This window comes from Roseomonas populi (assembly GCF_024594815.1).
Classification (GTDB): domain Bacteria; phylum Pseudomonadota; class Alphaproteobacteria; order Acetobacterales; family Acetobacteraceae; genus Roseomonas; species Roseomonas populi.
This window is the reverse complement of sequence record NZ_JANJOU010000015.1, coordinates 25,794-52,290: the sequence shown is the minus strand read 5'-3', so window position 1 is coordinate 52,290 and position 26,497 is coordinate 25,794. Positions and strand designations below refer to the sequence as shown.

The following is a 26,497-nucleotide window of genomic DNA, read 5'->3' as shown; positions in this document are numbered from 1 at the left end:
TTATAATCCGAAATCGGTGGCCCGGTTTATACCTCAGGCTCCCCGGCCCGCCGGGCCATGCGAAGGTCCTGCGTCGCGGCCCGGCGGAGCGTGGCGGCGTAGCCCGCATACTCGGCGGCGCGCGCCTCGTACAGTTCGGCCACCGCCTTGCGCCCGTTCTCCCGCGCATCCCTCGCCATGCGGGTCACCAGCTCCACCCGCTCCTCCATCATCCGCATGGCAATCCGTAGCGCGTCGCCCACCCCCGCCTCCTGCGAGGCGATGGCGGCCTCCGCAGTGAAGGCGTGGCCGATCTGGCAGCGGTAGCGCAGCGGCCGCGTCCCCTTCATTTCCGAGAGGACACCGTGGCAGTGCGGGCAGCTCAAGGGGGAGGGGTTGGCCAGGGTCCTCAGCTGATCGGAGCCCAGCCGGCGCCCGGCGGCGATCGCCACCTCCAGCTCCAGGTCGGGCGAGGGCGGCACGCGCGGCCCGGCCAGCGTGCCGGCCACCGCCGCCAGCATCCCGGCGAGCTCCTCGGCGCGGCCCACCGCGTCCACCTCCACCGTCTCCAGCGCCGCGCGGGGCATCTCGTCGGCCTCCGCGTCCAGCGGGTGCTGCACCATGGCCACGCCCCCCGCGGCCTTGATGGCGTGCAGCCCGGAGGCGCCATCGTTCAGCAGGCCCGTCAGCACCAGCCCAATGGCCCGCGGCCCGTAGGACAGGGCGACAGAGCGGAAGAGCGGATCGATGGCCGGCCGGGCCATGTTCTCCCGCGGGCCAGTTCCCAGCGCGATCGCACCGTCCATCGCCAGCAGGTGCCGGTCGGGCGACGCGACGATCACATGGCCGGGCCGGATGGGCTGCCCATCCACGGCCTGCCTCACCGGCAGCGCGCTGTGCCCGGCCAGCGCCTCCGCGAGATAGCCCGGGCTGTTGCCCGGGACATGGGTGGCGATGAGGACCGCTGCGGGGAAGTCGGGCGGCAACCCGCCTAGCAGGCGCCGCAGGACGGCGCTGCTTCCGAAGGATCCTCCGATGGCGACGACATCCCGTCGGCCGGTCACCCGATCCGCGCCCGCGGGGGGGCGGGGGCCGGGCATAGGGTGGAGACCTGGGACAGGGCGTAGTCCGCCAGATCGGCCAGGCGGGCTGGATCGAGCAGCTCCACCTGCCCCTTGTCCATCCGGAGGAAGCGAAGGCGCCGCAGCTCCTGCAGGGTGCGGTTCATGTGGACGGTGCTGAGGCCCAGCGTATCCGCCAGCACCTCTTGCGTCAGCGGCAGCGGGAAGCGCGTCTCGCTCGCCAGGCCCACGGCGGCCAGGCGATCGCGCAGCTCCAGCAGGAGATGCGCGGTGCGCTCCAGGGCGGTCTGGCGGCCCAGCCGCATCAGGTGGTCCAGCAGCCCCGCCTCGGCCCTGGCGGCATCGAGGGCGAGGGCGGCGGCGAGGGCGGCATGTTGTTCCGGGGCGTCCCGTAGGGCGGCCGCCACCGGCTCCAGCTCCACCAGTTCCAAAGGGGTGAAGGCGAGAGTGGCGGCGGTGGCCAGGGCAGAAGGGATGGTGCTGATCCCCATGGTGTCCCCCGGCAGCAGCAGCCGGAAGATCTGGCGGCGCCCGTCCTGGAGCGACCGCACCGCACCGGCCCAGCCGCTGCGGATCAGCCGGGGCCGCAGCGGGGCGCCCTGCTCGCCGATCTCCTCCCCGGCCGGGCAGGCCCGAACCGGGCCGCCCAGCCCTTCGAGCAGGACCGTGTCGAAAGGACCAAGGGGCTGCAGCCTGCCCAGGCGGAGGGAGAGGAGGCTGCCGTGATCGGACGGGCGCATCTGTGTGGCAATAACCATAGTTCTACTCTCCCGATGGTGCCGCCGGGGGCCGCCCACCATGTTCGCACCATTCTCCGAACATCTGGATAACCTGTGTGTAACAGGACGACCTAACGGCCTGACCACCCCGTGAGGCCTTGCTGCAGGAGCCCGAGGGACTCGTGCATCATCCGCAGATCCTGGGCGGCAGCGTAGGACGCCATCTGCGCGACGTCCTGGCTGAGCGCCGGTGCGTCTCCCGCATTTGCACCAGTAGCTCGCGGGCAGTCGGCAACGGGCAGCTGCGCCGTTCCAGGCGCGCGATCGATTCCTCCCGGGGCCGGACCCGAGCCTCGGTACCGAGGATCAGACGTCATGTTTGCTCCACAGGCTTTTCCAGGACGATGGCTGCTTGATTCATTGGCCGCAGCCCGATTGTTCGGGGTCAGCAAGGGGCCGCGCAATGGAACGCGGGACCGCTCGCGCGATTGGGATCGCGGGAATAACGCCCGATAGGACGCTGCGCGACATTCCTCCTTAAATTTTTCGGCCAGGAGGAGAACGCACATGAGCGAGGTGCTCCGGAGCCCTTCAGCGGCTCGCAACCGGATCGACCTGGACGATCCCTACTGTGTCCAGCACTGGGCCAGGAACTTCCGCATCACGGAGCTGGACCTGACCATCGCCGTGCAACAGGCCGGCCCGCTGGTCCAAGACGTGGCCCTGCTTCTTCGCCAGCCGGTGCCAGGCAGTGCGGAGCAGCAACGCGAGACCGGGCTGGGCGCCTTCTGACGGGCAACAGGCCCATGGCCAGGGGGCGCGGAGAAGTACGGCCCGCGCTGACCTGACGTTTCCCGGGGCGCGCGGGTCGGGCGTCGCTGCCCCGAAGCGGAGGTCCGGCCTCTGCCCGGAGTATCGGGGGGTGAATCCGGGGTAGGACCGGCGCGCGGCGCCTCACCAGCAGGCCGGCAGCACCGCCGCCGGCGCCGCCTGGAAGAGCACGGCGAAGCCGGCCAGGACGCAGGCCGCCGCGCCGAACCAGCGCGTGAAGCCGGGCTCGGGCTCGCCGCCCTCCGTTGCGGCGCGCACGGGCTGGGCAAGAAGGAAGAGCAGGGCGAGCGCGGCCAGGGCGAGGAGCGTGGCCGCGGCGACCAGCGCCGCCACCCAGGGCAGGCCGAGAAGCTGCCCAGCCTGCAGCCCGCGCTCGCAGGCATGGGCGTGGACGGCGTAGATCGCGCCGAAATGCGCGCCCCAGACGGCGAGCCCCGCCGCCGGCCAGAGGACGGCGCGGGCGGCGGAGGCGGCCTCGCTCACAGCAGGCGCGGGAAGCCGTGCAGCAGCACGATCCCCACCGCCCCCTGCCCGGCCGCGTAGAGCCAGAACAGCATGGTGTTGTCGAAGGTCAGGCGCCGCGTGGCGTCCAGCATCCCCGCCCAGGCGCGGGCCTGGGTGTAGAGCGCCATGATGACGCAGGTGATGACGATACCGCCCTGCCAGGTGAGCAGCGCGTAGGAGGAGGCGGTGTGCGCGTGCTGCGTCGGCCAGATGCCGGCGCCGGTGAGGGCGGAGAGGTCCACGAGGTAGCCGCCGATCAGCAGCACGAGGGCCAGCGGCACGGCCCAGAAGGGCAGCGCGTTGCGCCGCCGCAGCAGCGCGCGCGCCAGCAGCATCACCGCGCCCGCGCCGAGATAGAGGGCCAGGGCGATCCCGCCGCGCTCCAACACGGGCAGGCCGATCCCGGCGGGGGGCCACATGCCGTCCCCGTTCACCAGCCACAGGAACAGGTAGGTGCCGATGAGGCAGGCGTAGCAGGAGCCCATCACCAGCATCAGCCCGCACATCGCCCACCAGGAGAGCGACATCGGGCCGGTGACGTAGGTGGGCAGCACGATTCCGCCGCCGATGTTGCCGCGCCCCTCCCCGATCGGGCCGAAATCCGTGCCGGTCCAGAGCCAGTAGAGGAAGGCGGCCAGGGCCAGCGCGGCGAAGGCGGCGGCGGGCACCAGCCACTCCACCGTCAGCACGAGGAAGAAGCCCGCCGTGCCCACCGCCGCGACGAGATGCGCCCAGGAGGGGCCGGGCAGCACGGCGACGTATTGCGGCGTGCCCTCCGCGGGGCTGACCACCAGCCCCTCACGCCGGCCCGTGATCGTGCCGGGCAGGTAGTGCGCGCCCGCCTCCACCTCCTCCGCCAGCTTCGGGTTGCGCCAGAGGGGATAGCGGCTGTTCACCGCCGGCAGGCTGCGCGGGCCGTAATTATAGTTGGGCAGCCACTCCATCGTGCCCGCGTCCCATGTGTTGTCGCCGCCGTTCTGCGGCCGGAAGTTCCGGATCAGGTCCGTGAACAGCACGACGCCGCCCGCCAGCACCATCAGCGCGCCGATGGTGGAGATCAGGTTCCAGATCTCCAGCCCCATCCCCGCGGGGTAGGTGTAGATGCGCCTGGGCATCCCGAGGAAGCCGGAGATGTGCATGGGGAAGAAGGTGACGTTGGTGCCAAGAAAGCAGAGCCAGAACACCCACTTCCCCAGCCGTTCCGACAGCGGCGTGCCGAGGCAGGGCGCCCAGTAGTAGAGGGCGGCGAGGATCGGGAAGACCATGCCGCCGATCAGCACGTAGTGCAGGTGCGCCACGATGAAGTAAGTGTCGTGCGCCTGCCAGTCGAAGGGCGTGACGGAGACCATCACCCCCGTCAGCCCGCCCAGCGTGAAGATGAACAGGAAGCCGAGGATGAAGAGCGTGGGCGTCGCGAGCCGCGCGCGCTGCCCGCTCGCGAAGGTGGCGATCCAGGCGAAAACCTGCAGGCCGGAGGGGACCGAGACGGCGAAGCCGGCGGAGGCGAAGAAGGCCAGGCTCAGCCCCGGGATGCCCGTGGCGTACATGTGGTGGACCCAGAGCCCGAAGGAGAGGAAGGCCGTGCCCACCAGCGCCAGCACGACGAGGCTGTGCCCGACCAGCGGCGCCCGCGCCATGGTCGGCACGATCATGGAGACCATCCCCGCCGCCGGCAGGAAGATGATGTAGACCTCCGGGTGGCCGAAGAACCAGAACAGGTGCTGCCAGAGCATCGGATCGCCACCGCGCTCCGGCAGGAAGAAGGGCCAGTCGAAGGCGCGCTCCAGCTCCAGCAGGGTGGAGGCGACGATCACGGCGGGGAAGGCGAAGATCACCATCCCCGCGAAGACGAGCATGGCCCAGGCGAAGACCGGCATCCGCCCCAGCGTCATGCCCGGCGCGCGGCAGCGCAGGATACCCGTGATCAGCTCGATCGCGCCGGCGATGGCGGAGATCTCGATGAAGCCGATCCCCAGCAGGTACATGTCCGTGTTCACGCCGGGGGAGTGCGCCTTGCCCGTCAGCGGCGGGTACATGAACCAGCCCCCGTCCGGCGCCGCGCCGAAGAAGAGCGACATGAAGAAGGCGGAGCCGCCGATGAGGTAGATCCAGTAGGCGTAGGCCCCCAGCCGCGGCGTCGGCATCTCCCGCGCACCCAGCATGGCGGGCAGCAGCGCGATTCCCACCGCCTCCACCACCGGCACGGCGAAGAGGAACATCATAATCGTGCCGTGGGTGGTGAAGACCTGGTTGTAGGTGGCCGGGTCGATCAGCGTCAGGCCGGGAAAGGCGAGCTGCAGCCGGATGAGCACGCCCAGCAGCCCCGCCAGCAGCAGGAACATCAGCGAGGTCGCCAGGAAGAGCGGCCCGATGAGGTTGTTGTTGATCTCCGTGATCACGCGGAAGCCGCGCGGGAAGGCCCAGGCAGCCTCCAGCCGGCCCAGCTCCTCCGGCGGGCGCGGCAGGGTATGAGGCAGATCACTCAACGCAGGGATTCCAGCCAGGAGGCGAGGGCGAGCAGGTCGGAACCCTCCAGGGAACGGGCGTAGGACGGCATGTTGTTGCCGGGCTTGATGTCCTGCGGCGCCGCGATCCAGCCCGCCAGATTGCCGCGGTTGTTCGGCAGCGCCCCCGCCGCCAGCGTGGCGCGCGACCCCACGCGCGAGAGGTCCGGCGCGATCCGCGCCACCCAGGGCGTGCCGCGCACCGCGTGGCAGGCACCGCAGCCCGCCTCCCCGAACACCTGCATCCCGCGCCGGTGCTCCTCCGTCTCCGGCTGGGGCACGGGCGCGCGCTGGCGGGCGATCCAGGCGTCGAAATCCTCGGGCGTCTGCACCACCACGTCGAAGGCCATCAGGGCGTGCTGCTGCCCGCAAAACTCCGTGCACTGCCCGCGCAGTTCGCCCAGCTTGTCCGCGCGCAGGCGCTGGCGGTTCACGCGGCCGGGGATCATGTCCAGCTTCCCGTGCAGGTTCGGCACCCACAGGCTGTGGATCACGTCCGCCGAGGTGAGGTTCAGCTCTACCTCCCGCCCCAGCGGCAGGTGCAGCGCGTTCGCCGTCACCGCGCCCTCGCCGAGGTCGGGGTAGCGCACCTCCCACCAGTACTGCCGGCCGATGATCTCCACCCGCAGCGGCGCGTCCGACATCGGCTTCGTCAGCGCGCGAGAGACGGAGAGCGAGTAGCCCAGCAGCGCCGTCAGCACGACCACGGGGAAGGCGATCCCGCCCCCGATCAGGAAACGTCGTGACCCCATCGCTCGCCGCAACCCTTGCGGCGCCAGGAAGGCGAGCGCCAGGAAGCCCATGGTGACGAGGAACACCGCCCCGCCGCCCCAGAACAGCACGTGGCTGAGCATCGCGATGCGGTCTGCCTGGACGCCCCAGGGATCGAGCGGTGTCTGCGCGCCGGTGCAGGCGGTGAGGAAGATCGCAGGGGCTCCGCCCCTGCACCCCGCCAGGAGGCTGAGCCTCCTGGACCTGCATCGGGCTGCCGCGGAACTGACCTGATATGTCAGCCCTCTTCCATCTGCACCCGTCCTGCCCTTGCAGTCGCCTCGGGTCATGGACCCGAGGCGCGCCGCCAGCCGAATGACTCCAAGCAGGTAGAAAAAGATGATGGAGAGGGTCCAGGGAGAGGAAGAATTCCTTCTTCCTCTCCCTGGGGCCACCGGACCGGACACCGCAGAACCGGAACCCGTCACGCCTCCATCTGCTCCGGTGCCGCCCGCAGCGCGCGGGCGAGGGCGAGCAGGGCAAGCGCCGCGAAGGCGATGCCGCCCGGCACCCACATCAGCAGCCCGCCGAGTTGCTGGTCCTCCAGCGGCGTCAGTCCCCATGGCAGGGTGGTGAGGGCGTGGGGCGCGAAGAGCGGGCGCGGGGCGAAGGTGAGGAAGGCGCCGAGCGCGCCCATCTGCGCCGCGGTGGCGAGGCCGGAGAGAAGGGCAGCGTCCGCGCGCGGGGCGCGGGTCACCCCGGCCCAGAACAGGGCGGCGGCGCCGAGGAGGGTGGCGTGCATGGCCCACCAGGCGATGTCCGAGGTGAAGGTCAGGGCGTAGGGCGCGGGCAGGTGCCAGAACCAGAGCGCGACGGCGAGGAGGGCGGCGGAGAGCGCCAGCGCGCCGGGCCCGGCCAGGCGTGTGCGGAAGGCGGCGGCGAGCAGCGGCGCGGCCACGAGCATGATGAGAAGGTGCTGCCCGACCCGCACGGAGAAGAGCGCGACCGCGAGGCTGCAGAGGGGAGACACCAGGGCCGCCGCCAGCACCGCCCAGCCGGCGAGGAGAGGCCGCCGGTCCGCGGCCAGGCGCCAGCCGATGAGGAGCCCGGCCAGCAGGACCCCGGCCAGGAGAGGGCTGGTGTTCCAGCCCGCCTCACCCGGGAGGGGCGGCAGGCCGCAGAAGGGCACGGCGTCCGTCCGGTTCATGCGCGCCCTCTGCTGCTGTTTGAATCATGGACGATCATACAGGATCGGCGCGCCCGCGCCCCGCGAGGCGGAGGGCCAGGGCGAGGAGAAGTGCGACCAGTGCGATCACAATCGCGTCCGTCACCGCGCCCGGGCTCCCTTCCGCCGCGCCGGGGGCGAGCGGTGCGTCCGGCCGCACGGACCACAGGAGCCCCGCCGCGTGCTGCATGACGAGCAGCGCGCAGACCGCCCGCATCCGCCAGGGCCGCCACTGCGGCACGGCCGAGAGGGCGATGGCGCCGAGCAGCGCGGGCACGGCTATGCCGAGCTTCAGCCACGGCCAGCCCCCTTCTTGCCGCCGCAGGTACCAGGCGGCCTCCGGCGGCAGGTCGGCCGCCCAGACGGTGACGAACTGCACGAACCACAGCCACAGCGCGAAGACGCCGAGGGTGAGCAACGCGCGTTCCAGCCCCGTGCGCGCCTCCGGGTCCTCCGGGCAGCCGAGGATCAGCACGGCGAGGCCGAGGAAGGCGGCGGCACCGCCCTCCAGCAGCGAGATCCCCTGCAGGCTGGCAACCCAGGCCGGATCGCGGGACAGCGCCCAATCCTCGAAGCCGATGGCGGCGGAGAGCACCACCAGCATCAGCGCGATCCCGGCGGGCCAGCGCTTTTCCGCCCGCCGGTCCAGCCACCGCCCCAGCACGCACCACAGCGGCAGGATCACCGCCGTGGCGACCCCGATCGCCACCGCGCGCGGCTTCCCCGTCCAGGGATAGAGGTCCGGCGCTAGCGCCACCAGCGGCAGGGCCAGGACCACCAGCGCCGGCATGGCCCGCCCCGCGGCGGAGAAGGCGGGCCGCAGCGGCTCCACCCACAATTCCCGCAGCAGCAGGCCGGAGGCGAGCACGGCCAGCGCCCCTGCCCCCAGCGTGGCGGCCAGCAGCCAGGCCAGAAGCCAGGCTTCCGCGATGGCGGTGATCATGGCGCGGCCCGCATCAGCGCCTCCACGTGCCGCGCCACGGCCCAGCGCTGGCGCGGGTCCAACCGGTCCGCCATGGGGTGCGCGCCCGCCCGGTTCTCCGCGATCGCCGCCATGCTGCGCGCCGGATCGGCGGGCAGGGGCGGGATGGGCGGGTGGCCGCGCGAGACGACCACGCCATCCCCCACCCCCCGCGCCCCGTGACAGGGCGTGCAGAAGATGGCGTAGCGGTCCGCGCCCTCGGCCAGCAGGGCGGCGTCCACTGGTGGACCGGGGGCGGCCAGGGCGCGTTGCTGTGCCGCCGCCCCGCGCGGCACGGCGCCCTCCGGCGGGGGTAGCGGGGCGGGGGGCTTGGGGCTCTCGGGCCAGCCATCGCAGCCGGCGAGGAGCAGAAGGAGGACGAGGCGTCTCATGTGGCTCCAAGGGGCGCTGCCCCTTGGATCCTCCGGGCAAGCGCGAAGCGTCTGTCCTGAGCCGGGGTGGCAACGGCCACCCCGGACCCCGCGATCCGTTGGGCCGGGCCGAACTGTCCCGCGCCGAGGGGCTTGATCCCTCGGTGAAACCCCTGATCCGCCTTCCGCGGCAGCCCCGGAGAAAAAGATGAGTGGGGGTCCAGGGGGAGAGAATTCCTTCTCTCCCCCTGGGGCCACCCGCGCACCGGATCAGGATCGTCCATCACGCGCTCCGCACCTCGGAGACGCGCAGCGGGGACAGCCCGCGCAGGAACTGCGCCGTCCCCTCGGGCTCGTAGAGCGGGTCGTCGGAGGACAGCAGCAGGAAGAAGCGGTCCGCGCTGGCGCGGTGGAAGCCGCGGGCGAAGAAGGCGGGGTGGCTCAGCCGGGGAAGGCCGTTCAGGGCCAGCATTCCGATCAGGGCGGCGGCGCAGGCCCAGAGGATGGCGACGAGGTAGGTGGTGGGCATGAAGGTTGGCCAGGCGTTGAGCGGGCGGCCCCCCACGTTCACGGGGTAGAGGTGGACGGAGATGTACCAGGCCGTGCCGGCGGCCAGGGCCGCGCCGAAGGCGCCGGCGGCGAGCGCGATGTAGCCCACGGGTGCGGCGCTGACGCCGAGGGCCTCCGCGGCCTCGGGGATGGGGTAGGGGGAGTAGGCCTCCAGGTGGCGCCAGCCGGCGGCGCGGGCGGCGCGCACGGCCTCCGTCAGGGCGTCGGCCTCGGCGAACTCGGCCATCTGGCCGAAGGGCGGGGGGTGGCTCACCGCTCCTCCTCCTCCATCTCGGCCTCGCTCTCCTCGTGGCGGGTCTCGTACATGGAGACCGCGGGGACGAGGCGGCCGAAGAGCAGAAGTACCAGGGCGAAGAGCGCGAGGGTGCCGCCGAGCAGGCCCCATTCCGCGAGGCTGGGGGAATAGGCGGGGCCGATGCCGACGAGGTGGTCGCGCAGGAGCCCGTCCACCACGAGGGACCAGCGGTCCAGCCAGACGCCGGCGGCGGCCAGGGTGCCGACGGCGACGAGGACGAGGGTGCGGCGGCGCGCCCACCCGCTCCAGAGGAGCTGCGGCAGGGCGGCGGAGAGGGCGACCGCACCCCAGTAGGCGGGGGCACCGGGCCCCAGCACGCGGGCGGAGAGGGCGGCGCGGGTGGTCGGGTCTTCCTCCGCAAAGCCGACCAGCAGCTCGTGCGCGTAGGCCAGGGCGGCGACGAGCCCGGCGGTGGCGGTGAGCTGTGCCAGGAGGTTCATGTCCTCCCGGTCCACGAAGCGCTGGAGGGAGAGGGCATGGCGCAGCACGGCGGCCAGCGCCAGCACCACGCCGAGGCCGGAGGGCAGGCCGGTGACGACGACGTGCAGCGGCAGCCGCGCCTGGTGCCAGCCGGGAACGAGGGTGGTGGCGAATTCCAGCGCCACCACCGTCTGCGCCCAGAGGAGCAGCGGCAGCACCATCGCGGCGACGAGGCGGTAGGCGGCCTGGTGCCGGTGCCAGTGCGCGACAGAGCCGCGCCAGCCCAGCGCCAGCAGCCCGTAGGCGCGCGCGGCGCCGATCCGCCCGCGCGTGGCCGCCGCGTCGCGCATCGTCGCGAGATCCGGGATGAGCCCGATGAACCAGAAGAGGGAGGTGACGACGACGTGCGACATGATGCCCCAGAAGTCCCAGACCAGCGGGCTGCCGAACTGGGGCCAGAGGCCGGTGTAGGAGGGATAGGGCAGGGTCCAGAGGAAGAGCTCCGCCCGGCCGAGGTGCAGGATGGGGTAGAAGGCGGCGGCGAGGATGGCGGCCAGCGCCGCGGCCTCCGCGAAGCGGTTCACCGCCGTGCGCAGCCCGTGCCGCCGCAGCACCAGGATGGCGGCGAAGAGGCTGGCGGCGTTGGCGATGCCGATCCACCAGGCGTAGCCGATCAGGTCGAAGCCCCAGACATGCGGGATGTTGTTCCCCCACACGCCCACGCCCCGCACCAGCACGGCGGCGACGGAGGCGGCCAGTACCACCACCCCCGCTGCGCAGAAGGCGACGGAGAGGCGGAAGCCCCAGGCGCCCGGGCGGAGGGCTGCGGCGGCGACGGGGGCGGTGACGTCGCTCATGCCTCCGCCTCCGGCGCGACGCGCGCGAGGTAGGTGGTGCGGGGACGCGTGCCGAGATGGCCGAGCATGGCGTAGTGCCGGCCATTCTGCCGCGCGCGGGAGACGGCGCTCCCGGGGTCGTTCAGGTCGCCGAAGGTGATGGCGCGGGTCGGGCAGGCGCGCTGGCAGGCGGTCTCCACATCCCCGTCGCGCAGCGCGCGGCCTTCGGCAGATGCCGCGCTGCGCGCGCCGGCGATGCGGTGGGAGCAGTAGGTGCACTTCTCCATCACGCCGCGCGGGCGCAGGGGCACGTCCGGGTTGCGCGCGGGCGTGTCGAGCAGGCGGCGGTGGTCCGCCCAGTTGAAGCGCCGGACCTTGTAGGGGCAGTTGTTGGAGCAGGTGCGCGTGCCGATGCAGCGCGGATAGACCATGAGGTTCAGCCCCTGCTGGTCGTGCAGCGTGGCGTTGACGGGGCAGACGGGCTCGCAGGGTGCCTGCTCGCAATGCATGCAGGGCACGGGCTGGAAGGAGGAGGCGGGGTTCGCCTCCTCCCCATGGTGGTAGCGGTCCACGCGCAGCCAGTGCATCTCCCGCCCCTGGGAGACGGCGAGGGGGCCGACCACGGGCACGTTGTTCTCCGCCTGGCAGGCCACGGCGCAGGCGTTGCAGCCGATGCAGGCGTCCAGGTCGATCGCCATGCCCCAGGCCTGGGCGGGGTAGGGCCAGTCCGGGTGGAGCGAGGCGTCGCGGCCGGGCTGCGGCAGGGTGCCGCCGGGCGCGACGGTGCGGACGGCCTCGGACGGGTCCACGCGGTGATGGGAATCCGTGGTAACGACATCCGCCCTGCGGCCGGTGGACCGCATGGAGAGGCCGGGCGCGGTCCAGGCGCCGTCAGCAGGGCGCAGGGCGTAGGCGTCGAAGCCCCTTCCTTCCCCCACCGGCCCGCCGGCACGGCGCCCGCCGCCGAGGGGCAGGGTGACGCAGTCCGGCGCGTGGCCGGGCACGGGCCAGCAGGGCGCCAGGACGCGGCGGCCGCCGAGTTCCAGCTCCACCTCGTCGCCCGGCGAGAGCCCGTGCGCGGCGGCGGTGGCGGGGGCCATGAGCGCGGCGTTGCCCCAGGTGATCTTTGTAAGCGGGCGCGGCATCTCCTGCAGCCAGGCCTCGTGCGCCGCCTCCCCGCCGCGCGTGCCGGGATCGGGCGCGAAGACCGCCACCAGGCCGCGGGGCATCGGCGGGGCGGGGCGGTTCCAGTCCTCCCGCAGGGCCGGGCGCAGGCCGGCGGGCGCCTCTCCGGCCAAGCCCTCCTCCAGCGCGGCGGCCCAGCGCGCGTCGAAGCTCTCGCCCCAGGCGGCGCGCCAGGTTTCCCCCACCGCCGCGCGGGCCGTGGCGGGGGCGCCGAGCAGGGCGGTGAGGATCTCCACCTCGCCCCGCGCCTCCTCGGCGAGCGGAACGGTGGCGGGCTGGCGAAGGGCGGGGGTGCCGTCGAAGGCGCGGGAGTCGCCCCAGCTCTCCAGCGGGTGGGCCATCGGCACCTGCCAAGTGCAGAGCCGCGTCGTCTCGTCCGCGCGGAAGCCGAGATGCAGGGTGAAGGGGATGCGGCGCAGGGCCGCCTCAAAGCCCAGCGCGGCCGGGGCATCGTAGGCCGGGTTGGCGCCGAGGATCAGCAGGTGCGTCACCTCGCCCGCCGCGATGTCGGCCATGATCGAGGCGAGGGAGGCCGCCATCGGCTCCGGCCGGGCCAGCGGGTGCGGCAGCAGGCGCACCGCCTCGCTTTCCAGCCTGGCGTTCATCGCGTGGGCCAGGGCGTGCACCTCAGCCCCCATGCCGCGCCCGACGAGGACAACCGCGCCCGGTCGGTCCTGCACGAGTTCCGCCGCGACCCCGGCGGCGTCCGGATGGGTGCCGGACGCGCCCTCCACGCCCAGTGCTGCAGCGACGGCGCCGGCGAAAGCGGCGGCATTGGCGGGGTGCAGCGGAATGCGCCGGTCGGCGCGGGCGCCGGTGATGCTCGGCGAGGCCTCCGCCACGATCAGCCGCGCGCCCCGCCCCTCCGCCCGCGCCGTGATCCAGTCCCGCGCGTGGCGGAGATGGCCGGGCATCGTCCCCAGCGGATCGGCGCCGAGGCAGAGCACCGCGCGGGCCCGCGAGAGGTCCGGCACGGCGGCGAGCGCCTGCCCGAAGGCGCGCGTCGCCCCTTCCAGCGCCGCGTCATCGGCCAGCGGGTCGTGCTGATGCCAGCGCGCCTCCGGGTAGGCCGCCAGCACCGCCCCCGTGATCCGCGCCAGGGTGGGGGAGGAGACCGGGCCGGTGAGGATCCGCAGCCCCCGCCCGCCGCGCGGCGCCAGCTCGGCGCGGGCGGCGGCGATGGCCGCATCCAGCATCTCCGCCGGCACCGGGCGGCCATCCCGCCGGATGCGGCGGGCGCGCTGAGGGTCGTGCAGGGAGAGCACCGCCGCTTCCGCGAAGATGTCGGTGGCGCCGAGGCTGGCGGGGTGGGCCGGGTTGCCCTCCACCTTCACCGCGTGGCCGTTGCGCGTGCGGACGATCACCCCGCGCGAGAGCCCGTCCAGCTCCAACACCGTGGCGTATTCCGCCGTGATGGCCGCGCCATCGGACGCGCGGGCCGGGGCGTGCAGCGGGTGGCCGTGCTCCGGCGCCTCCTCGCAGCCTGCGAGGGCGGAGAGGGCGAGGGATGCGCCCATCAGCCGCAGCGCCTCTCGCCTCTCCAGCGCGCCGTGCGGCGCGGGGGCCAGGGCGGCGGGCTGCGGCGGCTCGGGCGCGGGATCGGGGCCGCGCCGGGGTGGGATGGCACCGCTCATCGGTGGCACGTGGAGCAGCGGGTGAGGGGCGAGACCTCCACCCCGTAATGCTCGTAGCGGAAGGATTGCAGCCCGTGCGGCCGCAGCGCGTGCGCCTCGCCGGTCGGGGCGTAGTCCCGCGCGAAGACCGCGCCCGCCGGGCGCTGCTGCGCCGCGGGGTCGCGGTGGCAGTCCAGGCAGAAGCCCATGTTCAGCGTCTCGGCTTTCGCCGTGCGCGGCATCTCCTCCACCTTGCCGTGGCAGGTGCCGCAGGCCACGCCGGCTGCGGTGTGGGCGGAATGGTCGAAGCGCGCGTGGTCCGGCAGGCGGCTGACGGAGGACCACTCCACGGCCGCCCCGCGCGCGATGGCCGCCCGTAGCGGCGCGAACTGGGCGGTGACGTTCCACACCCGCTCGTGGCAGCCCAGGCAGGTTTCGGCGCTGGGCATCCCCGCATCCGCGGTGCGCTCCACGCCCGCGTGGCAGAAGCGGCAATCCAGCCCCAGCCCGCCCGCGTGCACCGCGTGGCTGAAGGGGATCGGCTGCGCCGCCGGCTCCCCCACGCGCCAGGCCGTGCCGGAGCGCACCCAGGCGAAGCCCGTGCCGAGGCCGAGGAGAAGGAGTGCCGCACCGATGACCAGGGCAAGGCGCAGCCGGGCATCGGCGGCGGGGGAGAAAATCTGCGCCATCGAATTCCCGGCCAACGGGATCGGCAACGCGAGGGGGGCGGGACGGTTTCGGGCACGGGCAGGCCGTTGCGCTTGTGGCCCCAGGGAGGCTCCCCCTTCCTGGAACCCTCCGCCAGGAAGGGGGAGCCTCCTGGACCTGCATCGGGCTGCCGTGGATACGATGACAGAAGGGCGGCGCCGAAGGCCTTCTGACACCGTGTCAGTCCAGGCTGCCTTGTTGGTCCCAGAGGCTCATGGAGCCTTGGCGCGACGCCAGCCGAGCATCCCGCCGCAGCCCGATAGAAGAAGATGATGGGGGTCCAGGGAGAAGAATTCCTTCTTCCCCCTGGGGCGGCCCGCTCAGCCCATCAGCGTGTTCCAGTCCGACACGCCGGACACCCCGAGGAGGCGGACGGAGCCGAGCGCGAAGAGGAGCACGCTGTCCTGGGTGCCGTCGAAGTTCACGTCCATCTCCAGGCCGATGAAGCCGCGCATGTCCTCCAGGCGGAGGTGATCGACGCCGACCTGGAAGTCCGTGATGGTGTCCACCCCCGCGAGGAGGCCGCCCTCGACCACGAAGAGGTCGGCGCCTTGCCCGCCGCTCAGGCGGTCGCTGCCCGCGCCGCCGTTGAGGATGTCGTCGCCGTCGCCGCCGTCGAGGACGTCGTTGCCCAGCTCGCCGTAGAGGGTGTCGATGCCCTTCCCGCCGAGGAGCCGGTCGTCGCCGATCCCGCCCCAGAGATTGTCGGCGCCGTCGAGGCCGGACAGGGTGTCGTTGCCCAGCCCGCCACGGATGATGTCCTCGCCCGCGTTGCCGGTGATCGTGTCCGACCAGATAGACCCGTTGACCGGGGCGTTGTTGGCGCCGCCCATCACGGTGACCGTCACCCGGGCGGTCGAGGTCGCGCCGGCGCTGTCGGCCACGGTGTAGGAGAAGCTCTCCTGCACCTTGGCGCCCGGCGCCAGCAGGTCGAATTCGTCCGCATCCGCGGAATAGGTCAGCATCTTGGTGGTGGCGTCGAAGGCGACGCTACCCTTCAGCCCGGCCGTGTCCACGGAGACGATCGACTTCGTGTCGCCCGCATCGGGATCGGTGTCGTTGCCGAGCAGCGCCGCCCACAGGTTGGCGGAGGTGGCGTCCTCCGTCACGCCGACGGCGTCGTCCGCCGCCACCGGGCGGTCATTGACGCCCGTGACCTCCCAGGTGGCGGAGGTGCCGACCATCTCGATGCCGTCCGTCACGCCATAGGCGACGGTGACCAGCGCCGTCTCCCCGGCCCGCAGCCCCTGGAAGGCCGCGGCGGAGGGATCGAGGGAGAGGAGCCCCGTCGTCGCGTCGAAGGTCACGCCGGCAGGCAGCGGGTCCTCGCCCAGCACCACGGAGAGGATGTCGCCGGCGTCGATGTCCGTCGCGCCCTCCAGGGCGAGGAGGGACACGGCCGCGCCGTCCTCGGTCGCCGGCGCGTGGAGCGGCGCCGCGACCACCGGGGTGTCGTTCACGCCGGTCACGGTCACGGAGACGGTCGCGCCGGAGCTGGAGCCGCGCCCGTCCGCCACCGTGTAGCCGAAGCTGTCGGTCGCCGTGGCGCCGGCGCCCAGCGCCGCGAAGGCCGGATTGGATGCGGCGTAGGAGAGGGACTGCGTCGCCGCGTCGAAGGCCACCGTGCCGAGGGTGCCGGTGGTGTCCACCGAGACGATGGCCCTCGCGTCGCCCGCATCGGCATCGGTGTCGTTGGCGATGACGACCGCCGCGAGCCCGGCCGCGGCCCCGCCGGCCGTCACCTGGATCGCGTCCGCCCTCGCCACGACCGGCGCGTTGGGATCGGCGATCTTGACCATGGAGACCTCGTCCAGCGCCAGGCCGGCGCCGTCCAGCTTGCCGCCGGTCTGCGCGAAGACGAGCCGGTCGGAGCCGTCGCCGGAGCCGCCCACCACCTCCACCGAGATCGTCTCCCAGGCCGCGCCCTTCGGCGCGCCCTGGTAGACCACCTTGCCGCCATAGGTGACGGTCAGGCTCTCCGTGTCCTTCAGGTCGGTGTCGGCGATCCCGAAGCTGAGCTTGTAGGTCGCACCCTTCACCACGCCCTGCACGTCCTGCGCCAGCTGCACGTTGTTCTGCCAGCCGTCCAGGTCCGTCCAGTACCCGCCCTTCGCGGCGCTGACGCCGCTGACGGTGTCGCGGTGCTGCTCCACGCGGCCGGTGCCGAGGTTGTGCCAGCCCGGCATCTCGCCGGCCTCGCTGTAGCGGCCCCAGTCGCGGTAGTCGGTGCCGTTGATGTTCTCGAAGCCGCCGTTGAAGATCAGGTTGCCATCGGCGGCGCCCGCCGGGGCCGCGGCCGTCTTCACCATCGCCACGTTGTCGAGCGCCAGCCCGGCGCCGTCCAGCTTGCCGCCGCTCTGCGCGAAGACGAGCGTGTCGGAGCCGTTGCCCGAGCCACCGACGACGGTCACGGTGATCGTCTCCCAGGCCGCGCCCTTCGGCGCGCCGGAATAGACGGTCACGCCGCCATAGGTGACGGTCAGCTTCTCCGTCGTGTCCTTCAGGTCGGTGTCGGCGATCTGGAAGCTGAGCTTGTAGGTGGCGCCCCTCTCCACGCCCTCCACGGTCTGGGCGAGCTGGACGTTGTTCAGCCAGCCGTCCAGGTCGGTCCAGTAGGCGCCGTCCACGGCCTTCACGCCGCTCACCGTGTCCTGGTGCTGCTCCACGCGGCCGCTGGCGAGGTTCACCCAGCCGGGCATCTTGCCGTCCGGGGAGTAGCGGCCCCAGTCGCGCACCTCCGTGCCGTCGGTGTTCTCGAAGCTGCCGTTCTGGATCAGGTTCGGGGCCAGCGGCAGGGCGCGGGCGGGCTCGGCGGCGGCGCGTGCCGCCTCCAGCGCCGCGACGGCCGCGGCGATCCCGGCGGGGGCGGCTCCGGTGGCGAGGGCGGCGAGCTCCGCGCCCGTCAGGCTCACCCCGTCGGAGAAGGTCACCGTCTCCGGCAGCACGCCGTCCTCGAAGACCAGGGCGCCGCCATCGGTGAAGCTCACCACCAGGTCCGCGCCCAGCGCGCTCACCGCGATCCCGGTAGAGGCGATGCCCTCCACCACCACTGCGCCGCCCGCGGCGGAGCTGACGAGGTCGATCCCGTCGCCGGCCGCGTAGCGGATCGTGTCCCCGGCGCCCGCCACGATGGCGTCGTTGCCGGCACCGCCGGCCAGGGTATCGACCCCAGCGCCGCCGAACAGCACGTCGTTGCCGCCGCCGCCCCGGAGCGTGCTGCCATCGGCGCCCGCCACGATCACGTCGTTGCCGCCATCGCCGTTCAGCACGTCGTGCCCGGCGCCGCCAACGAGAGTATCGCTGCCCTGCAGGCCGTACACCACGTCATTGCCGTTGGTACCACTGACGACGCTCCCGCCCGTGCCGCCATAAACGGTGGTGTAGCCCTCCACCGTATCCACGTATTCGCGGGCCACGCGGGTGTTGTCGGAGTAGACGCCGTCCACCCCCATGTCGATGAACTTCTGCAGCTCCTCGCCCGTGCCGGTATGGGTCCAGACATAGACCTTCAGCCCCACCGCGTGCGCCTTCGCGACGAGGTCGGCCGAGACGTTGGCCGTACCAACGGAGATCGTGTCGGCCCACTTGGCGACATTGGCGAGATTCACGCCAGCGAAGCTGGTGGCGACGTAGTCGATCGAGGTGCTGATGCCCGCGGCCGGGTAGAGCGTGCTGGCGAGGCGCTGCGTGGCCGAGGTGTCGAAGGAGGAGACGGAGATGTCCTCCGCATCGGTTATGCCGCGCGCCACCAGCAGGTCCACGAGGGCCTTCGGCATGTCCAGCCCCTTGGCGGCGTGGGTGGACGGGTTTTTCATCTCGATGCTGATCTTGATCTCGCGCCCCGTCTCCGCCTCCTTCGCGGCGACGAGGTCGAGAGCCTGATTCAGCGTCATGGTGCCGGGGCTGGAGGCCAGGAGCTTGGCGTAGGTGGTGGAGGGGATGGTGCCCGTGTCGTGGGCGACGACGAGCACGCCGTCCGACGTCATCTGGATGTCGAATTCGGCCCAGTCCGCGCCCCAGTCCATAGCGGCGGCATGCGCCTCGGCGGAGTGGTCGGTGTAGGGGTTCGTGCCGCGGTGGCCGAAGATCTCGAAGGTCATGGGGTTTCTCGGGGCGTGACGGAGCGCCCGGCCGCGATTGGCGGCCGGCGGGGTGGTGGACGGGAAGGCGGCAGGCGATCAGGGGCGGTCCGGATCGCCTGCCAGGAGGGGCGGGCACGGCACGACCGCCGTGTCCGACAGGGCCAGCCGGTCGCGTATCACCGGCGGCAGCTCCGCGTCGCAGAAGACGGCGGAGGCGTCCTCGATCCGCCCGCCGCGCACATGCGCGGGGCGGCCGAACTTGGAGGCATCGAGCACGAGGAAGGAGCGGCGGGCGTGGCGCATCATCACCTCGCGGATGCGCACCTCCTCGCGCGAGTAGTCCAGCAGCGAGCCGTCGGCGTCCACGCCGCCGACGCCGAACACCGCGATGTCCACGCGGTAGGCGGCGAACAGCTCCTCCCCCGCCGGGCCGCAGACGTCGAGATCGCCGATGCGGACCGTGCCGCCCGCGATCGCCACCTCGAATTCCGGGTTCTGCGCGGCCGCCAGCGCCAGCGGCAGATTATTGGTCACGATCTTCAGGCCGCGATGGCCGGAGAGGCATTCCGCCACGATCTGCGGCGTCGTGCCGATGCCGAAGGAGACGCAGGCGCCATCCGGCACGTGCTGCGCCACGGCGGCGCCGATCTGGCGCTTGGCCGCGCGGTTCATCACCTGGCGGTCGCGGAAGCTCATGTTGCCGCCGCTTGAAGGGGCGGTGATGCCGCCGTGCAGCCGCCGCGCCACGCCCTGCTCGCAGAGCCCGTTGATGTCGCGCCGGATGGTCTGGGTCGTCACCTCGAAGTGCTGGGCGAGCTCGTCCACCCGCAGGAAGTCCCGGGTCTTCAGCATCTCCGCAATGACCGCCTGCCGGCTCTGGGAGGCGGCGCCGATGTTCAGATGAAAGGGCGACCTGTTCATGCGCGGCGTCTTAGGGCCGCTCTGCTGCAAAGACGTGACATACCCGAGAAGGATTGGTGTTCTGCGCCGGGGAGGGTGGCGAATCCGGATCAACCGGGGCCACGGACGGCAGAAATGCTTGATTCGAATAGATTGATCTTTGCGAGGAGCTGGCATCCCCATTTGATGGCGGGTGCGGCCGGAGCCGCTCCAGGCCGTCGGCAGCTTCACAAAACCGACATCGAAGCAACATTCATTCGAAGCAAGCCGGGGATATCAGGCCGCCCATGAACCCGACCGACGGAAGGGGGGCCGCCATCAGGCTGGATGCCGTGCGCAAGCAGTTCGGCGACACCGTGGCCCTTCACGACATCACACTCGACGCCGCGCCCGGCTCCCTCGTGGTGCTGCTCGGCCCCTCTGGCTGCGGCAAGTCCACCCTGCTGCGCGTGCTGGCGGGGCTGGAGGAGGCGACCGGCGGCACCGTCCACCTCGGCGGGCGCGATGTCACGGGGCTGCCGCCGGCGGCGCGCGGCATTTCCATGGTGTTCCAGTCCTACGCGCTCTTCCCCCACCTGACCGTGGCGGAGAACATCCTCTTCGGCCTGCGCGCGCGGAAGGTGGCGCGGGCGGAGCGGGACGCGCGGCTGGCGCGCACCGCCGCCATGATGGGCCTGGACAAGCTGCTGGAACGCCGCCCTGGGCAACTCTCCGGCGGGCAGCAGCAGCGCGTTGCGCTGGCCCGCGCCATCGTGGCCGAGGCGCCGGTCTGCCTGATGGACGAGCCGCTCTCGAACCTTGACGCCAAGCTGCGCGCGGAGATGCGGCACGAGATCCGCAGCCTGCAGCAGCGGCTGGGCCTGACCATGGTCTACGTCACCCACGACCAGGTGGAGGCGATGAGCATGGCCGACCAGGTCGTGCTGATGCGCGACGGCCGGATCGAGCAGGACGCGACGCCCGCCGAGCTCTACGCCCGCCCCGCCACCGCCTTCGCGGCCGGCTTCATCGGCACCCCGCCCATGGCGCTGCTGCGGCTGGAGGCAGGGCCGGGCGGCGCCTGCATCGCCGGCGCGCCGGAGCACGCCGTGGCACCGGCCGAGGCCGCGGGCGCCCTGCTCGGCCTGCGGCCGGAGGACGTGGCGCCAACGAACGGCCACGGCTTGCCCGCCACCGTCACCAGCGCCGAGTTCCTGGGCGCCGAGACGGTGCTGCGCTGCGCGGTGGGGAGCGAGGTGGTGCAGGCCCGCATCCCCGGCCACCAGGTGATGACCCCTGGCAGCCCCATCCGCCTGCGGCTGCCGCCTCCGGCGCATCTCTTCGACCACGCGACGGGCCGGCGCCTGCCTCTGCCGGTCCACGCACCCGCTCTCGCCTGATCACGGAAGGACGATCCATGATGATCACCCGCCGCGCCGCCCTCGGCGCGCTCGCCGCCGCGCCCGCGCTTGCCGCGCCCGCGGTGCGTGCCCAGTCGCCCGTGCAGATCACCTTCAACTACCCCGTCGCCGTGGGTGGCCCGATCACGAAGGTGATCGACGGCTACTGCGCCGACTTCGAGCGCGCCAACCCCGGCATCCGCGTGCGCCCGGTCTATACCGGCACCTACCAGGACAGCATCACCAAGGCGCTGACGGCGGCCCGCGGCGGCGATGCCCCGCAGATGGCCTGCCTGCTCTCCACCGACATGTTCACCCTCATCGACGAGGGCGTGGTCGTCTCCTGGGACGAGCTGCCCGGCGCCGACAAGTCCTGGATGGACGGCTTCTACCCCGGCTTCATGGAGAACAGCCGCACGGGCGGGAAGACCTGGGGCATCCCGTTCCAGCGCTCCACCATCGTGATGTACTACAACAAGGACGCCTTCCGTGAGGCCGGGCTGAACCCGGATGTGGCGCCCGCGACCTGGGCGGAGCAGGTGGAGTTTGCCCGAAAGCTGACGAAGCGGCAGGGTGAGAACACCGCGCAGTGGGGCATGCAGATCCCCGGCAACGGCTTCGCCTACTGGATGCTGCAGGCCCTGGCCACGCAGAACGACGTGCGCCTGATGAACGAGGCGGGCGACCGCACCTTCTACAACGACCCCAAAACGATCGAGGCCGTGCAGTACTGGCTGGACCTCTCCACCAAGCACAAGGTGCACCCGCCGGGCATCGTGGAGTGGGGCACCACCCCGCGTGACTTCTTCGAGCGCAAGGTGGCGATGATCTGGACCACCACGGGCAACCTGACCAACATCAAGAACAACGCTGGGTTCCCCTTCGGCGTGGCGATGCTGCCGGCCGGGCGCAAGCGCGGCAGCCCGACGGGTGGCGGCAACCTGTATGTCTTCAAGTCCGCCAGCCCGGCCCAGCGCGAGGCCGCGGTGAAGTTCGCCCGCTTCCTGACGGAGCCGGAGCGCGCGGCGCAGTGGGGCATCGACACGGGCTATGTCGCCAGCAGCCCCGCCGCCTGGGAGACGCCGAAGATGAAGGAGTACGTGGCCGGCTTCCCCGCCGCCGCGGTGGCGCGCGACCAGCTGCCGCACGCCGTGGCCGAGCTGTCCACCCACGAGAACCAGCGCGTGACGAAGGCGCTGGAGGACGCGATGCAGTCCGTGCTGACCGGCCGCGCGCAGCCCGCCGCCGCCATGGCGAAGGCGCAGGACGATGCCGAGCGCATCCTGCGCAGCTACCGGTAAAGGGACCGCCGGGCCCATGCGCGGACGCGCGACACTCCACGCCTGGCTGATGCTGGGCCCGGCCATGCTGCTGCTGGTCGCCTTCACCCATTACCCGGTGGTGGCGACCTTCTGGCACTCCTTCTTCTCCACCCCTCGCGGGGCGCGCCCGTCGCGCTTCGTGGGGGTGGAGAACTACGAGGTGCTGGCCGCCGACCCGATCTTCTGGCAGGCGCTGACGAACAACCTGATCTATGCACTGGGCACCGTGCCGATCTCCATCGCGCTGGCGCTGGCCATGGCGCTATGGGTGAACGGCCGCATCCCCGGCAAGGCGGCGCTGCGCGTGGCCTATTTCACGCCCACGGTCCTGCCGATGATCGCCGTCGCCAACCTCTGGCTGTTCTTCTACACGCCGGATTACGGGCTGGTGGACCGGCTGACGCACTTCCTCCTTGGCTGGGGCGCCACGAATTGGATCGGCAGCCAGGAGACGGCGCTGGGCGCGATGATGGTCATCGCTGTCTGGAAGGAAGCCGGGTTCTTCATGATCTTCTACCTGGCCGCGCTGCAGGCTATCCCGCCCGTGCTGTACGAGGCGGCGGCGGTGGAGGGCGCATCCCGCTGGGAGGTGTTCCGCCGCGTCACCCTGCCGCTGCTGGGCCCGACCACCCTGTTCATTGCGGTGAACGCGCTGATCAACGGCTTCCGGCTGGTGGACCACATCATCGTCATGACCAAGGGCGGCCCGGACAACGCCACCGCCCTTCTCCTGACCTATATCTACGAGGTCGGCTTCCGCTTCTGGGACACCGCCCAGGCCTCGGCGCTCACCATGGTGCTGCTGCTGATCCTGATGCTGGTCGCCCTGGCGCAGTTCACCTTCCTCGGCCGGCGGACGCACTACAGATGAGCGCGACGACGACCATGCAGCCCGCCGCGACGCAGCCGCGCCTGCGCCTCGGCCTATGGCTGGAGACGCTGGGCGCCTGGGCCCTCGCGATCCTCTGGGCGGCGCCGCTGCTCTACGCCCTCTGGGCCGCGATCCACCCCACCGGCTACGCCACGCGCTTCGAGCTCTTCGCGCCGCTGACGCTGGACAACTTCGCCGCCGCCTGGAACGCCGCGCCTTTCCCGCGCTACATGCTGAACAGCCTGCTGCTCGTCACCTTCGTCACGGGCTGCCAGTTCGTCCTCGGCACCCTCGCCGCCTTCGTCTTCGCCCGCAGCGCGTCGCGGTGGATGGGCGTGCTCTTCGCGGTGGTGCTGGTGCAGCTGATGATCATGCCGGATATGCTGATCGTCGAGAACTACCGCACCATGCGCGCGCTCGGCCTGGTGGACACGGTGGTCGGCATCGGCCTGCCCTACGTCGCCTCCGCCTTTGGCATCTTCCTGCTGCGCCAGACCTTCAAGCAGGTGCCGCGGGAGCTGGAGGAGGCCGCGCGCGTGGAGGGCTGCGGCACCTTCGGCATCCTATGGCGCGTCTACGTGCCGCTCGCCCGCCCGACCTACCTCGCCTACGGCCTCACCTCCGTCGCCTATCACTGGAACAACTTTCTCTGGCCGCTGGTCATCACCAACACCGTGGAGACCCGGCCCCTGACCGTCGGTCTCGCCGTCTTCGCCTCCACCGACCAAGGCATCGACTGGGCGATCATCAGCGCGGCCACCCTGCTCACCGCGGCTCCGCTTCTCCTCGCCTTCCTGCTGTTCCAGCGACAGTTCGTGCAATCCTTCATGCGGGCCGGGATCCGCTGAGGGGCGTGGTGCCTTCGTTCTGCTGGATCCGGAACCAGGGGGCGCTGCCCCCTGGAACCCCCGCCAGGAGGCTGAGCCTCCTGGACCTGCATCGGGCTGCCGCGGGGACTGACTTGAAGGGTGGCGCCTGACGCTCGGGCCCATTCCTGCCCTTGCAGTCGCCTCGGCTCCACGAGCCGAGGCGCACCGTCAGCGAGGTTCAGACCAACTCATAGAAGAAGATGATGGAGCGGGGTCCGGGGAGAGGAAGAATTCCTTTTTCCTCTCCCCGGGACAGACCAACAGCCCTATTCCGCCGCCACGGCCGGCGTCGCGCTGCTGTTCCACAGGGTCGGGTTCAGCTCCTCCGGCCGGTCCGGGAAGAGCAGGGCGCAGGCGAGGGTGATGCAGGCGAAGGCGGCGAGCACGATGAGTGTCAGGCCGAGGTTGCCGAAGGCGTCGTGCAGGTAGCCGATGGCGGGGGAGGCGGCCGCGGCGCCGAGGAAGCCCACGAAGAAGCGCAGGGAGTAGAGCTTCGCGCGCAGGGCCGGGGCGACGTAGCGGGCCGTCATCGTCTCGTTCACCGTCACCTGTCCGAAGATGGCGGCGGCAGCGATGGCGGCCACGGGCAGCACGGCCCAGCCCTGCAGGAAGGAGAGGGCGAGGAGGGCGGGGACGAGCGCGAAGGCGAGGGGCAGGAAGACGCGCTTGAGCGTGGTGCGGTCGATCATGCGGCCCACGGTGAACTGGGTGAGGCCGCCGAAGAGGGTGGCGGTGAAGGCCAGGGCGCCGACGAGGGGCAGGAGGGAGGGGCTGTCCGCCATCCGTTCCTGCATCAGCTTCGGGATCAGCAGGGTGAAGGCGTTGAAGACGAAGCCGGAGGCCACGGCCATGAGCATGAGGGAGATCACGGCCTGGCGGACGATGGTGGCCGGGATCTGCGGGAAGGGGCGGGCATTCTTGACGTGCTGGCGGGCGTCGTAGGGCGGTTCGCGCAGCCACAGCAGGCCGAGGACCAGGGCAGCGGCGGCGGGGACGAGGAAGGCCCAGCGCCAGCCGGCCTGGGTGACGAGAAGGGCGGTGAGGACGGGGGCGGAGGCGACGCCGAGGTTGCCGAACACGCCGTTGTTGCCCATGGCGCGGCCCACGCGGTCGCCGGCGGCCTCCACCAGCATGGCGGTGCCGATCGGGTGGTAGATGGCGTTGAACAGCCCGGCCAGGCCTAGGGCGGCCGCAAGGCCCCAGGGGCCGGACACGAAGCCCGCCAGCAACAGGGAGCCGCCGACGCCGAGGAAGAAGGCCGACATCAGCGCGTGGCGGCCCACCTTCTCGGCCAGCCAGCCCATGGGCAGGGCGCCAATGCCGTAGAGTACGAACATGCCGGTGCCCAGCGCCAGGACCGGCCCGTACTCCGTGCCGAAGGTGGCGCCGTTGGCCGCCACCATGCCCAGCACGGCGGTGGCGAGAATCAGCAGCATGTAGTGGCAGACGAAGTGCGCGGCGTTGATGAACCAGATCTGTCGCGTGGCGGGATCATTGGGCATTGGCGTTCTCCTGCCCTCGAAACTATCCTGGCCGGAAGAAGACGTTGGGCCATAGGATGTCGCGATCTGGCCAAACCGTGATCCCGAACCTAAATCTGCCGCAGGACGCGGTGGATCGGCCGCTCGCGGCCTTTCAGCGGGACTATGTGGACGGGCAGGTCACCGGCCGGCATCAGCACGCCCGCGTCCAGCTCCTCTACGCCCTGCGCGGGGTGATGCGGATCACCACGGATCGGGCCGCCTTCGTGGTGCCGGCCGGGCGCGCCCTCTGGGTGCCGGCGGGGGAGCCGCACTCCGTCGGGATCGTGGGTGCGGTGGCCATGCGGGCCCTGTTCCTGCGCGCGGATGCCGCCCGGGCCGGGCCGGAGGACGTCACGGTCCTCGCCGCTTCCCCCTTGCTGCGGGAACTGATCCTGGCGGCCTGCGACGAGCCGCTGGAGTGGGACGAGCGCGGCCGCGGCGGGCACCTCGCCGCCCTGATCCTGGACGAGATCCGCCGCGCGCCCAGCCTGCCCTTCGGCGTGCCGGAACCGCGGGAGCCGCGCCTGGCCCGTATGGCGGCGGCACTGCGGGCCGATCCAGCCATCCCCTGGTCGCTGGAGGAGTGGGCGGCAGAGGTAGGCGCGTCCCCTCGCAGCCTCTCGCGCCTGTTCCGGGCGGAAACCGGCCTCTCCTTCGGCGCTTGGCGGCAGGCTCTGCGGCTGGCGGAAGCGGCGGCCCTGCTGGCCCAGGGCATGCCCCCGGCCCGCGCCGGCGCGGCCGTGGGCTACGCCTCCGCCCCCGCCTTCGGAGCGGCTTTCCGCGCGGCCTTCGGGATGACGCCGGCAGGGGTGCAGGGGATGCGGGGCGGGTAGTGGCCAGGGGGAGAGAAAGAGTTCTCTCCCCCTGGACCCCCACTCATCTTCTTTTTCGGGGCTGCCGCGGGATGCTTCGCTGAAAGTGCGCCTGAGGTCTGAGACCTCAGGCGACTGCAGGGGCTGACACGGTATCGAAGGACCCCTGGCACCGCCCTCTGATCATCGTATCCGCGGCAGCCCGATCGCAGGGTCCGGGGTGGC

General features: G+C 72.0%; 21 protein-coding genes. 6 read left to right on the top strand and 15 right to left on the bottom strand.

Features of this window, described 5'->3' with window-relative positions; genetic code table 11:
* Positions 1–26 precede the first annotated feature (26 nt).
* Both NRP21_RS16880 and NRP21_RS16875 read right to left on the bottom strand, forming a co-directional pair.
* Positions 27–1,043, bottom strand: a complete 1,017-nt coding sequence (locus NRP21_RS16880) for a chemotaxis protein CheB (RefSeq protein WP_257717396.1) — start codon at positions 1,041–1,043, stop codon at positions 27–29.
* Positions 1,040–1,819: a Crp/Fnr family transcriptional regulator gene (locus NRP21_RS16875; RefSeq protein WP_257717395.1), complete on the bottom strand. Its 780-nt coding sequence runs from the start codon at positions 1,817–1,819 to the stop codon at positions 1,040–1,042. Before NRP21_RS16875 ends, NRP21_RS16880 begins: the two co-directional genes overlap by 4 nt.
* A gap of 528 nt (positions 1,820–2,347) precedes the next feature.
* Between NRP21_RS16875 and NRP21_RS16870 the strand changes: the two genes are divergently transcribed.
* Positions 2,348–2,572 (top strand): DUF3606 domain-containing protein, encoded by a 225-nt coding sequence (locus NRP21_RS16870; RefSeq protein ID WP_257717394.1) that lies wholly within the window; start codon positions 2,348–2,350, stop codon positions 2,570–2,572.
* A 162-nt stretch (positions 2,573–2,734) separates the two neighbouring features.
* Here NRP21_RS16870 and NRP21_RS16865 read toward each other — a convergent pair whose 3' ends face one another.
* The 12 genes from NRP21_RS16865 to NRP21_RS16810 all read right to left on the bottom strand — a co-directional run bounded on the left by NRP21_RS16865 (position 2,735) and on the right by NRP21_RS16810 (position 19,517).
* On the bottom strand, positions 2,735–3,094 hold the full coding sequence (locus tag NRP21_RS16865; RefSeq protein ID WP_257717393.1) for a hypothetical protein: 360 nt from the start codon (positions 3,092–3,094) through the stop codon (positions 2,735–2,737).
* On the bottom strand, positions 3,091–5,601 hold the full coding sequence (locus tag NRP21_RS16860; protein WP_257717392.1) for a cbb3-type cytochrome c oxidase subunit I: 2,511 nt from the start codon (positions 5,599–5,601) through the stop codon (positions 3,091–3,093). The genes NRP21_RS16865 and NRP21_RS16860 overlap by 4 nt, the downstream gene beginning before the upstream one ends.
* A complete protein-coding gene (gene coxB, locus NRP21_RS16855; RefSeq protein ID WP_257717391.1) occupies positions 5,598–6,473 on the bottom strand; it encodes a cytochrome c oxidase subunit II in 876 nt (291 codons plus the stop codon). Before coxB ends, NRP21_RS16860 begins: the two co-directional genes overlap by 4 nt.
* A gap of 341 nt (positions 6,474–6,814) precedes the next feature.
* Positions 6,815–7,537 carry a cytochrome c oxidase assembly protein gene (locus tag NRP21_RS16850; RefSeq protein ID WP_257717390.1) on the bottom strand — a complete coding sequence of 241 codons (723 nt, stop codon included), beginning with the start codon at positions 7,535–7,537 and terminating at the stop codon, positions 6,815–6,817.
* A 34-nt stretch (positions 7,538–7,571) separates the two neighbouring features.
* Entirely contained in the window at positions 7,572–8,498 is a 927-nt protein-coding gene (locus tag NRP21_RS16845) for a hypothetical protein (protein ID WP_257717389.1), read from the bottom strand.
* On the bottom strand, positions 8,495–8,908 hold the full coding sequence (locus NRP21_RS16840) for a c-type cytochrome (RefSeq protein ID WP_257717388.1): 414 nt from the start codon (positions 8,906–8,908) through the stop codon (positions 8,495–8,497). Before NRP21_RS16840 ends, NRP21_RS16845 begins: the two co-directional genes overlap by 4 nt.
* A gap of 262 nt (positions 8,909–9,170) precedes the next feature.
* Positions 9,171–9,710, bottom strand: a complete 540-nt coding sequence (locus NRP21_RS16835; RefSeq protein WP_257717387.1) for a DUF3341 domain-containing protein — start codon at positions 9,708–9,710, stop codon at positions 9,171–9,173.
* A complete protein-coding gene (gene nrfD / locus NRP21_RS16830) occupies positions 9,707–11,029 on the bottom strand; it encodes an NrfD/PsrC family molybdoenzyme membrane anchor subunit (RefSeq protein ID WP_257717386.1) in 1,323 nt (440 codons plus the stop codon). Before nrfD ends, NRP21_RS16835 begins: the two co-directional genes overlap by 4 nt.
* Positions 11,026–13,827 carry a 4Fe-4S dicluster domain-containing protein gene (locus NRP21_RS16825; protein WP_257717385.1) on the bottom strand — a complete coding sequence of 934 codons (2,802 nt, stop codon included), beginning with the start codon at positions 13,825–13,827 and terminating at the stop codon, positions 11,026–11,028. The genes nrfD and NRP21_RS16825 overlap by 4 nt, the downstream gene beginning before the upstream one ends.
* Complete coding sequence (locus tag NRP21_RS16820) at positions 13,824–14,495, bottom strand: cytochrome c3 family protein (protein WP_257717384.1); 672 nt, start codon at positions 14,493–14,495, stop codon at positions 13,824–13,826. The genes NRP21_RS16825 and NRP21_RS16820 overlap by 4 nt, the downstream gene beginning before the upstream one ends.
* A 339-nt stretch (positions 14,496–14,834) precedes the next feature.
* Positions 14,835–18,614 carry an Ig-like domain-containing protein gene (locus NRP21_RS16815; protein WP_257717383.1) on the bottom strand — a complete coding sequence of 1,260 codons (3,780 nt, stop codon included), beginning with the start codon at positions 18,612–18,614 and terminating at the stop codon, positions 14,835–14,837.
* Positions 18,615–18,692: 78 nt separating this feature from the next.
* On the bottom strand, positions 18,693–19,517 hold the full coding sequence (locus NRP21_RS16810) for a DeoR/GlpR family DNA-binding transcription regulator (protein WP_257717382.1): 825 nt from the start codon (positions 19,515–19,517) through the stop codon (positions 18,693–18,695).
* Positions 19,518–19,783: 266 nt separating this feature from the next.
* On the opposite strand from NRP21_RS16810, the gene NRP21_RS16805 reads away from it, so the two are divergent.
* From NRP21_RS16805 to NRP21_RS16790, 4 genes are read left to right on the top strand one after another with little or no spacing between them, the layout of a single operon-like run.
* Positions 19,784–20,875 carry an ABC transporter ATP-binding protein gene (locus tag NRP21_RS16805; RefSeq protein ID WP_257717381.1) on the top strand — a complete coding sequence of 364 codons (1,092 nt, stop codon included), beginning with the start codon at positions 19,784–19,786 and terminating at the stop codon, positions 20,873–20,875.
* A 17-nt stretch (positions 20,876–20,892) separates the two neighbouring features.
* Entirely contained in the window at positions 20,893–22,176 is a 1,284-nt protein-coding gene (locus NRP21_RS16800; RefSeq protein ID WP_257717380.1) for an ABC transporter substrate-binding protein, read from the top strand.
* A 16-nt stretch (positions 22,177–22,192) separates the two neighbouring features.
* Positions 22,193–23,068 (top strand): carbohydrate ABC transporter permease, encoded by an 876-nt coding sequence (locus NRP21_RS16795; protein WP_257717379.1) that lies wholly within the window; start codon positions 22,193–22,195, stop codon positions 23,066–23,068.
* Positions 23,065–23,916: a carbohydrate ABC transporter permease gene (locus NRP21_RS16790; protein WP_257717378.1), complete on the top strand. Its 852-nt coding sequence runs from the start codon at positions 23,065–23,067 to the stop codon at positions 23,914–23,916. Before NRP21_RS16795 ends, NRP21_RS16790 begins: the two co-directional genes overlap by 4 nt.
* A 287-nt stretch (positions 23,917–24,203) precedes the next feature.
* Here the strand turns inward: NRP21_RS16790 and NRP21_RS16785 are convergent, their stop codons facing one another.
* On the bottom strand, positions 24,204–25,439 hold the full coding sequence (locus NRP21_RS16785; protein WP_257717377.1) for an MFS transporter: 1,236 nt from the start codon (positions 25,437–25,439) through the stop codon (positions 24,204–24,206).
* A gap of 77 nt (positions 25,440–25,516) precedes the next feature.
* Here NRP21_RS16785 and NRP21_RS16780 point away from each other — a divergent pair, with 77 nt between their 5' ends.
* Positions 25,517–26,293: a helix-turn-helix domain-containing protein gene (locus tag NRP21_RS16780; RefSeq protein WP_257717376.1), complete on the top strand. Its 777-nt coding sequence runs from the start codon at positions 25,517–25,519 to the stop codon at positions 26,291–26,293.
* Positions 26,294–26,497 lie beyond the last annotated feature (204 nt).